The sequence below is a fragment of the Aquidulcibacter sp. genome (genome assembly GCF_020253525.1).
Taxonomy (GTDB): Bacteria; Pseudomonadota; Alphaproteobacteria; order Caulobacterales; family Aquidulcibacteraceae; genus Aquidulcibacter.
In genome coordinates this window covers 20,846-27,446 of record NZ_JADCBK010000149.1, presented here as the reverse complement: position 1 = coordinate 27,446, position 6,601 = coordinate 20,846, and the positions used below count along the sequence as shown (strand labels likewise).

7 protein-coding genes are annotated in these 6,601 nt (G+C 55.7%); 3 read left to right on the top strand and 4 right to left on the bottom strand.

What is annotated here, in order from left to right; genetic code table 11:
- Window positions 1-230 precede the first annotated feature (230 nt).
- From recQ to IOB61_RS15360, 4 genes are all read right to left on the bottom strand, one after another.
- Window positions 231-2,078, bottom strand: coding sequence for a DNA helicase RecQ (recQ, locus tag IOB61_RS15375; RefSeq protein WP_290818620.1), 1,848 nt, complete (start codon window positions 2,076-2,078; stop codon window positions 231-233).
- 32 nt (window positions 2,079-2,110) lie between these two features.
- Complete coding sequence (locus tag IOB61_RS15370) at window positions 2,111-2,569, bottom strand: hypothetical protein (protein ID WP_290818618.1); 459 nt, start codon at window positions 2,567-2,569, stop codon at window positions 2,111-2,113.
- A gap of 77 nt (window positions 2,570-2,646) precedes the next feature.
- Window positions 2,647-3,825, bottom strand: coding sequence for a VWA domain-containing protein (locus tag IOB61_RS15365; RefSeq protein ID WP_085339729.1), 1,179 nt, complete (start codon window positions 3,823-3,825; stop codon window positions 2,647-2,649).
- Between the two features lie 120 nt (window positions 3,826-3,945).
- Entirely contained in the window at window positions 3,946-4,818 is an 873-nt protein-coding gene (locus IOB61_RS15360; RefSeq protein ID WP_290818615.1) for an MBL fold metallo-hydrolase, read from the bottom strand.
- Between the two features lie 88 nt (window positions 4,819-4,906).
- Between IOB61_RS15360 and IOB61_RS15355 the strand changes: the two genes are divergently transcribed.
- From IOB61_RS15355 to IOB61_RS15345, 3 genes are read left to right on the top strand one after another with little or no spacing between them, the layout of a single operon-like run.
- Window positions 4,907-5,239 (top strand): helix-turn-helix transcriptional regulator, encoded by a 333-nt coding sequence (locus tag IOB61_RS15355; RefSeq protein WP_290818613.1) that lies wholly within the window; start codon window positions 4,907-4,909, stop codon window positions 5,237-5,239.
- A 25-nt stretch (window positions 5,240-5,264) separates the two neighbouring features.
- On the top strand, window positions 5,265-5,804 hold the full coding sequence (locus IOB61_RS15350) for a rhodanese family protein (protein WP_290818611.1): 540 nt from the start codon (window positions 5,265-5,267) through the stop codon (window positions 5,802-5,804).
- A 3-nt stretch (window positions 5,805-5,807) separates the two neighbouring features.
- Window positions 5,808-6,596, top strand: a complete 789-nt coding sequence (locus tag IOB61_RS15345) for a sulfite exporter TauE/SafE family protein (RefSeq protein ID WP_290818609.1) — start codon at window positions 5,808-5,810, stop codon at window positions 6,594-6,596.
- Window positions 6,597-6,601: the final 5 nt, after the last annotated feature.

Here is a 6,601-nt window from a genome sequence, read left to right as displayed (position 1 = left end):
GGGGGGGGGGGGGGGGCGGCGGGGGGGGGGGGGGGGGGTGGAGGAGGCGGCAAAGGTGATGGCTGGACAACGGTCCCGCCGCCGCCACCGCCACCGCCGGCACAAGCCGTCAACAGCACACAATTTGTGGCAGCAACTAAAAGGAATAGGACTCGTAAGGTCATCACTTCGGGCCTCCTGCCCAGATTACGTAGTGTGACGCTAACAGAATTCTATTTCGGGACCGTAAATTAGGCCGTGGACAAGAGTGCGAGGATGGATTGGCCATAACGACGAGCCTTCGCTTCGCCGATACCCGAGATCATCATCAAAGCGGATGTCGTCGATGGGCGCGCCAAAGCCACTTGGCGCAAAACTGAATCATGGAACACAACATAGGGGGGAATACCCGCCGCACGCGCGGTCTCAAGCCGCCAGTTTCGCAACATGCGATAGAGAGCCAATGTCTCTGGATCGAGATCATCATCCAAAGCAATCTTCGCAACACTACGCTTCGTGCCGCCAGCTTGGACGGGGTCCTCGCGCGTGAAAACCGATACCTCGCCCTTCAAAACCGACCGTGCAAGATCTGGGCACGCGATGGTTAAAAGCGGAAAGCCATCACGATTTTGCTCTGCCAGAATACCATCAAACAAGAGCTGATCCAGCACGCGACGCCACGCGGTCTTGTTAAGACCCTTACCAATGCCGAAAGTGGAACGTTCGGCAAAACGGGTCTCCAAAGGTCCATCCGGCTCGGCCCCAATCAAATGCGAGATGATCCGCCCACGCCCAAAACTTTCCTCACAGCGGATGACGGCGGATAAAGCCATCTTCGCCCACTGGCTTGAATCATGGCCCATCATAGGATTGGTACAGACGTCGCATTGCCCACAATCTTGCACATCCGTCTCGCCGAAATAGCGGCGAACCCCGCCCCGGCGACAGGCAAGCCCGTCCAGAAAGCTATAAAGCTGGTTCAGCTTAGATCGTTGAACCTGTTTCACTTCATCGGGCGCTGGCGAACCATCAATCCGCTCGGCCATAAAGCGACGATCAGAAAAGCCATAGAAGGCAATCCCTTCAGCAGGTAATCCATCGCGACCGGCGCGCCCAACCTCCTGCCAATAGGCTTCGATGCTTTTAGGTGGATCAGCATGGATGACATAGCGCACATCGGGCTTATCAATGCCCATGCCAAAAGCGATGGTCGCAACCATCACCACGCCATCTTCTTCTTGAAAGCGCCTTAAATGCTCGGATTTTTGATCCGACGGCATTTGGGCGTGATAAGCCAGCGCATGGACGCCTTTTTCACGCAGGCTTGCCGCCAACTCTTCGGTCTCTTTACGGGCGGTGACATAAATAATGCCGCACAGACCTTGGCGGGCCAATACCAGTTCTAGGATTCGCGCAGCGGTGCGGCTGTCCTTACGCCGGGTGGAGAGGATGAGGTTGGGGCGGTCAAAACTTGCAACAAATTCAGGGGCGTGCGTCAAATGCAACTGACGTCGAATATCTTCGCGCGTGCGGACATCCGCGGTCGCGGTTACGGCCAAGCGTGGCACGCCGGGGAAGGCCTCCTGTAGCGCGCCCAAACGTCGATAATCTGGGCGGAAGTCGTGGCCCCATTGGCTGACACAGTGGGCTTCATCGACGGCGATTAAGGAAATCGGGTAGCGGCTTAAACGCTCAATCAAAGCTCCCGAAGAAAGACCTTCCGGCGACACATAGAGGATATCGAGCCGACCAGCCTCTAGAGCTGAGAATACGGCCTGCTTGTCGTCCCAAGCCATACTGGAATCGAGCCGCGCAGCCCGAACCCCCGCCGTGCGTAAAGCCTCCACCTGGTCCGTCATCAAGGCAATCAGAGGCGAAACAACAATGCCAACCCCGGGCCGCAAAAGCGCGGGGATTTGGTAGCACATGCTTTTGCCACCCCCTGTTGGTAATACAGCCAAAGCATCGCCACCCGCCAAAACATGTGCCACCACATCGGCTTGCAAGCCTCGAAACGCGCTATGGCCGAAGACGCGATGCAGCGTGGCTTGCGCATCTTCCAGTGTCGGATCAAGAGGGGGGAGCACTTCAGCCAGCATAGCCCCCTCATGGGGCGCTTCGCGGCGGGATGCTAGCGCTTGGCGAGGCGCATCGCATCTTCTGCGAGCCGACTTTGGATTGTCTGCTTCGCGAGTTCGATATCAGAAGGCGAGGCGCTCACCTCAAGCGGATATTGTCCCTCAGTCGCATTGCAAGTGACGAAAGTCCCATCTTGGAGATCAAAGCGCCCGATACGAAACTCCAACCACCGAACTTGCACGCCCTTTTCATCGATCCCACCCTTGTCCTCATAGGTGGCCATGTCGCCGGAGGTTCGGAATTCTTGGCGGTCGATGGCGCTGTCGCCATTTCGATCTAGAGACGCAAATATTTCGCGGTCGCAGGGCACTTGCAGTTCAGACTTGATCAAGCGCCCGTCCTTATCAGAATCGAGCTTTGCAAAGACATCGGGCGATGCGGCAAGCGCACCCAGCCCGACCAAAGACAGGGCAAGACCCATGGCAATCGGCTTAATCTTGATCCGGGACATCCGCACACTCCTACACTAAGCATGCAAACCTCGCCTGATTTGATCGCCTTCACAAGGCAATCAACCTTGGGTCACACCTAACGGCTTAATTCGCGCATGGCCCGATCAAGACCTTGGATTGTCATAGGGAACATGCGGTCACGACCGATTACATCGCGGATCAAGTTTACAGACGGGGTATGATCCCAGTGCCGCTCTGGCACCGGATTGATCCAGATAAGATGGGGATAGACGTCCGATACGCGTTTGAGCCACGCCGCGCCCGGCTCTTCATTCCAATGCTCGACACTACCACCGGGATAGGTGATCTCATACGGGCTCATGGTCGCATCGCCCACAAATACGACCTTATAGTCGGCGGGAAACTTATGCAGCACGTCCCAAGTCGGCAGTTTCTCGGCATTGCGACGGCGATTGTCCTTCCACACTTCCTCGTAAATGCAATTGTGGAAGTAGAAATATTCCATATGCTTGAACTCTGTCCGCGCCGCAGAAAACAGTTCTTCGCATACCTTGATATGGGCATCCATCGAGCCACCAATATCAAAGAAAATCAGCACTTTGACCGTATTTCTACGCTCTGGCCGCATCACAACATCGAGATAGCCATTCCGCGCTGTCGTATCGATTGTCCCCTTGAGATCAAGCTCAGAAGGTGCACCATCTCGGGCCCAACGCCGCAAGCGGCGTAGCGCGACTTTGATGTTGCGGGTGCCAAGTTCAACCTGATCATCCAGGTTTTTATACTCGCGCTTGTCCCATACTTTAACGGCGCGACCATGGCGGCCTTCCTTTTGACCGATCCGCACGCCTTCAGGATTATAGCCATTGGCGCCAAAGGGCGAGGTACCGCCCGTTCCGATCCATTTATTGCCGCCTTCGTGCCGCTCCTTCTGCTCTTCGAGGCGCTTCTGCAGCGTCTCCATCAGCTTCTCCCAACCGCCTAAGCTTTCAATCTCAGCTTTTTCCTCTTCGGTGAGATATTTTTCCGTCAGGGCACGCAACCAATCCTCAGGGATTGCTGCGGCTAAAGCATCGCTAGTCTTTTCCAAGCCTTTAAAGACATGCCCAAAGACGCGGTCGAATTTGTCGAGATTCCGCTCATCCTTCACCAATGCCGAACGCGACAAATAGTAGAATTCTGTGATGTCGCTCTCAATCACTTCCTTGTCCATCGCCTCCATCAGAAGCAGATATTCCTTCAGGCTGATAGGAACCTTGGCGTCGCGAAGTTCAGAGAAGAAGCGTTGGAACATGGGCGTGTAACCTGAGACATTTGTGATTTGTCTCCGACATTAGAGAAGCCAGCGCACTTGTCGAGTGCCCTGCACCTAGAATTAGCGCGCAGGCTTAACCCCAAGGGCCGAAATCGCGACCTAATTGGGAATTGTCCCTGAGACGGGGATCAACAGATAGCGCTTTCCAGCTTGATCAGCTGGGGGAAAGTAGCCTGCCCGCATATTGACTTGCACCGACGGCAATAAAAGCACGGGTGGGGCCAAGCCTTTGTCTCGGGTTTGTCGCATGGCAACAAATTCTGCTTCCGTCACGCCATCATGGATATGAATATTGTGGGCGCGCTGCGTGGCGACATCGCTTTCCCACGCATAATGATCCCGGCCAGCGGCCTTATAATCATGGCACATCCAGAGCTTGGTCTCAGGCGGCATGGCGAAGATTTTCTGGATCGAGCGATATAGAGCGGCCGCATCACCCCCCGGGAAATCGCAACGTGCCGTACCGTAGTCGGGCATGAACAATGTGTCGCCGACAAAGACGTGAGAACCAATATGATAGGCAACGCAAGCAGGGGTATGGCCGGGCATATGGATGACCTTGATCTCTTGTCCGCCAAACTGCAGGACTTGGCCATCTGTCGCCAGAATATCGAATTCCCCACCCGTCATGCTCAGATCATTGGCCTGAAACACAGGGGCAAAGGTCTTCTGGATTTTGTCGATAGAGCTACCGATCACAATCTTCGCGCCAGTCTGGGCCTTCAAGAACGGGGCAGAGCTTATGTGATCGGCATGGACATGGGTTTCTAGAATATAGTCAATCTTGGCCCCCTGCTCTGCCGCGGCGTCGAGCACGGCCTGGGCCGATCGGGTCGAAAGGGAGCCGCCTCGATGATCATAGTCCAAAACAGGGTCAATGATGACTGCCCGCGACGTCTCAAGATCAACTACCAGATAGGTGATCGTAAACGTGGCCTCATCGAAAAATGCGGTGATACGTGGCTCTGACATAATGATTTCTCCATCGTGCTGGATGATAGGCTTGACTATATATTAGATTATGCTAATTTAGCAAGTGCTAATTTATGGAGCCTCGCAGATGCCCTCGGAAATCGAGCTTGAACATACAGCACGCGACATGGCCGCCCGCGCTGGCTTGGTAGCTAAATTATTGAAAGCACTTGGCAATGAACGACGCCTTTTGGTGCTATGCCAGTTGGTTGAAATGGGTGAAGCCAATGCCGGTGCGCTCGGTACAGCGATTGGCCTTAGTCAATCGGCGATGAGCCAACATCTCGCGGTGATGCGCGAAGAAGGCCTTTTGTCGACGCGGCGAGAGGGTACCACCATCTTTTACACCATCGCCGATCCAAAGCTGACGGAACTGATGGATACCCTCCACCGTCTCTATTGCAGCCCAAACGCTGCCTGACCCCCTTAAACCTCAGGAGTGAAACATGACCCTCAAAACCATTTCCATTGACGAAGCAAAGCGCCTCCTCGCCGATGGCGCGCGGCTGGTGGATATACGCGAGGCCGATGAAGTCGCTCGCGAACGCATAGGATTGGCCAAAAGCGTCCCATTTTCTCGTTTGGGCGATGTTTTGCCGCTTACGGGCGATCATGCCGTTATCTTCCACTGCAAAGCCGGTAATCGGACCGCAGCACATGCCAGCCGACTAGCAGCCACCACCACATGCGATGCTTATGTGCTGGAAGGAGGTATCGAAGCTTGGAAAGCGGCCGGCCTGCCCGTCATTAAGGACAAGGGTCAACCGATTGAGATTATGCGCCAAGTTCAGATTACCGCAGGGAGCCTGGTGTTGCTTGGCGTTATTCTTGGCACATGGGTTCATCCAGGCTTTTACGGTCTATCCGCTTTCATCGGCGCAGGGCTGACTTTCGCGGGTACAACGGGCTGGTGCGGGATGGCCAAAGTCTTGGCCCTTATGCCGTGGAACCGACCTCAAGCATCCATGTCCCTCAAGGCCGGTTAAATCATGGACCCCGCCACACTCATCGCCGGCCTAGGATCTGGGCTTCTGATTGGAGCCATTTTGGGCTTGATTGGCGGTGGCGGGTCCATCCTAGCCGTTCCCCTTCTTCTCTATGTAATTGGGGTCGTAGACCCCCATACGGCCATCGGAACGGGCGCGGTCTCTGTCGCAGCCAATGCTTTATTGGGCCTGTGGGCGCACGCTCGCGCCCATAATGTGAAGTGGCGATGTGCGTTCATGTTTTCAGCCGTCGGTGTCTTGGGCGCGACCTTGGGCAGCAGTCTGGGCAAGGCGATGGACGGCCAAAAGCTGCTCACAATGTTTGGCTTTATCATGATCGCTGTTGGAATTCTTGCTGCCCGCAAGCCTACACGGATTGAAGCGCCTGATGTCCGGCTGTCGATCGCGAGCGCCCCTATCCTCATGCCTCGATTAATCGCCAGCGGAACTGGGGTTGGGCTGGCGTCTGGCTTTTTTGGGATCGGCGGCGGCTTTCTGATCGTTCCGGGCCTCATGTGGGCAACCAGCATGCCAATGAGCATGGCAGTGGGCACTTCGCTCGTGAGCGTTGCGGCCTTTGGCACCGCGACAACGGCCAGCTATGCGCTGTCTGGGCTTGTGAACTGGCCCGTCGCTGGACTGATGATTGCTGGAGGCTTGCTAGGCAGTACCTTAGGCACCTGGGCTAGCCAATCCCTTGGCCAGCACAAACGTGCGCTCGCTATGGTCTTTGCAACCATCGTGGTTCTCGTGGGGGCTTGGATTGTTTGGACGGGGCTCGGCAAACTCTAGGCCTG

Coding starts and splice junctions, on each gene's coding strand:
- IOB61_RS15370 (WP_290818618.1), bottom strand. CDS start 2,569: ATGTCCCGGATCAAGATTAAGCCGATTGCCATGGGTCTTGCCCTGTCT.
- IOB61_RS15345 (WP_290818609.1), top strand. CDS start 5,808: ATGGACCCCGCCACACTCATCGCCGGCCTAGGATCTGGGCTTCTGATT.
- IOB61_RS15355 (WP_290818613.1), top strand. CDS start 4,907: ATGCCCTCGGAAATCGAGCTTGAACATACAGCACGCGACATGGCCGCC.
- IOB61_RS15350 (WP_290818611.1), top strand. CDS start 5,265: ATGACCCTCAAAACCATTTCCATTGACGAAGCAAAGCGCCTCCTCGCC.
- recQ (WP_290818620.1), bottom strand. CDS start 2,078: ATGCTGGCTGAAGTGCTCCCCCCTCTTGATCCGACACTGGAAGATGCG.
- IOB61_RS15365 (WP_085339729.1), bottom strand. CDS start 3,825: ATGTTCCAACGCTTCTTCTCTGAACTTCGCGACGCCAAGGTTCCTATC.
- IOB61_RS15360 (WP_290818615.1), bottom strand. CDS start 4,818: ATGTCAGAGCCACGTATCACCGCATTTTTCGATGAGGCCACGTTTACG.